The 2114-nt window shown below is 71.8% G+C and carries 2 protein-coding genes; one reads left to right on the top strand and one right to left on the bottom strand.

The window, feature by feature from the left end; all coding sequences use genetic code 11:
• Positions 1–727: precorrin-6y C5,15-methyltransferase (decarboxylating) subunit CbiE (gene cbiE, locus AC2VON_RS07645; RefSeq protein ID WP_486952408.1), on the bottom strand; the 727-nt coding region annotated here is incomplete at its 3' end.
• A gap of 195 nt (positions 728–922) precedes the next feature.
• On the opposite strand from cbiE, the gene AC2VON_RS07640 reads away from it, so the two are divergent.
• A partial coding sequence (locus AC2VON_RS07640) for a magnesium chelatase ATPase subunit I (protein WP_486952407.1) occupies positions 923–2114 on the top strand: 1192 nt, incomplete at its 3' end.

Below are 2114 nucleotides of genomic sequence, written 5' to 3'. Positions count from 1 at the left end.
GGGCCAAGGCAGACGCGCGCAGATCCCGCTTGGTCAGCTGACCGTCGTGGTCGAAAGCACTGTCGGGCAAGCCCGTTGCCCAGCCGGTCAGCAACGGGCCGGCCAACTCCAGTGCCACGATGTTCAGCCTCGACACCGGGCCGCTCAGCGTCTCGGGTGTGGTTTCCAGCCTCGACTCCGACGCGCCGCCGAGATTGCCGAACACCACCATCCGGCTGGCCCCGTAGCCCCTGTCGACCAGCAGCACCGCCACCTGCGCCGGGGTGTGCTCGTCGGCCGAGAGCACCAGCAGCCGACGGCCCGGCGCCAGCTCACGCAGCACCGCGTGGGCGTCACCAACCCGGATGACCGCGGTGGACTCCGCGAACCAGCCGAGCCGGGCGCGGGCCAGCGCCACCGAGGACACCGCCGGTAACACCTCGACCCGGTCGGCGCCGAACATCTCGACCAGCGTGCTGCCGACGCCGCTGATCATCGGATCGCCCGACGCCAGCGCCACGACGTTCAGCCCGGCCAGGTTCTCGAACAACCCCGGCAGCCCGGCGCGCAGCGGCGACGGCCAGGTCCGTCGCTGCTGGCCGGTCACCGCGGGCAACGACTCCAGTTGCCGCGGCGCGCCGATCACCACGTCGGCCGCCATGATGACCGAGCGCGTCGTCTCCGGCAGCCCGGCCCAGCCGTCGGCCCCGATGCCGACCACCGTGAGACGCTGGGCTGCCGCAGGCACAGCGGCGATGCTAGAGCGTATCGGACTGCGATGGCGGATTGTTCGGCAAACATCTGCCCAGCTGCGATGATGCTGGTTTGAGCCTGGAGAACGCGGGCGCCGCATGACGGTTCGCTACGGTAATCCGTAGCGTCGGTGAGAACGGTCCAGCCCGTAGGCCGATCGCGCGACCCGGTCACCACGAGCGGAGCAGTCATGCGACAGCGCTACCCCTTCCCCGCCGTCCTCGGCGGCGACCCGGACGCACCAGGCGGCCTGGACGATATGGCGCTGGCCCTGGTCCTGGCAGTGGTCTCGCCCGGCATCGGCGGGGTGTTGATCCGCGGCGAGAAGGGTACGGCCAAATCGACGTTGGTGCGCGCCCTGACCCGGGTGCTGCCGCCCATCGAGGTGATCGCCGCCGACCGGTTCTCCAGCGACCCGGCCGAGGCGGACCCGCTCTCCCCGGACGGACCGTTCCCCGGCGACGCGGCGGTGCAGACCCGCCCGGTTCGGCTGGTCGAGTTGCCGGTGGGTGCCACCGAGGATCGCGTCGTCGGATCGATTCACCTCGAACGCGCGCTCACCGCGGGCGCGGTCGATTTCGAGCCGGGGCTGCTGGCCAGGGCGCACCGGGGGATCCTCTACGTCGACGAGGTCAACCTGCTCGCCGACCACCTCGTCGACCTGCTGCTCGACGCCGCCGCGATGGGCCAGCTCACCGTGGAACGCGACGGGGTATCGGTCACCCACGCCGCACGGTTCGTGCTGGTTGGCACGATGAACCCCGAGGAGGGAGAGCTGCGTCCGCAGCTTCTCGACCGGTTCGGACTCACCGTCGAGGTGGCCGCCCCGCGTGATCCCGCGCTGCGGGCCGAGGCGGTGCGCCGGCGCCTTGCCTTCGACGACGAACCCGAGGCCTTCCGGAGCCGATACGCCGATGCCGAGGACCGGCTGCGGACCCGGATCCGGGGTGCACAGGCCCGGCTGGCCGGCGTGCGGCTGCACGACGGCATGCTGCTGAAGGTGGGCGAGGTCTGCGCGGCGTTCGAGGTGGACGGTCTGCGCGGCGACGTCGTCACCGCGCGCACCGCGGTCGCCCACGCGGCCTGGCAGGGCCGTGACGAGGTCGCCGTCGAGGACCTGCGGGTGGCCGCGCGGCTGGCACTGCCGCACCGGCGCCGGCGCAAACCGTTCGACGCGCCCGGGCTCGACGACAGCGAACTCGACGAGTTGCTGCCGCCCGCAGAGGCCGGTCCGAACCCCGACTCCGATCCGGATCCGGACGGTCCTCCCGACGACGGTGGCAACGCCCCACCACCGGATCGCCAGGCTGCACCATCAGCCGGACATACCACCGCGTCGAGGGTGGGTGCCGATTCTGCGTACCGGACACGTCTTTTCACCG

This window comes from Mycobacterium sp. TH-M82, from assembly GCF_057473605.1.
Note: the sequence above shows the minus strand (reverse complement) of the source record. Positions and strands in the feature narration are given on the sequence as shown.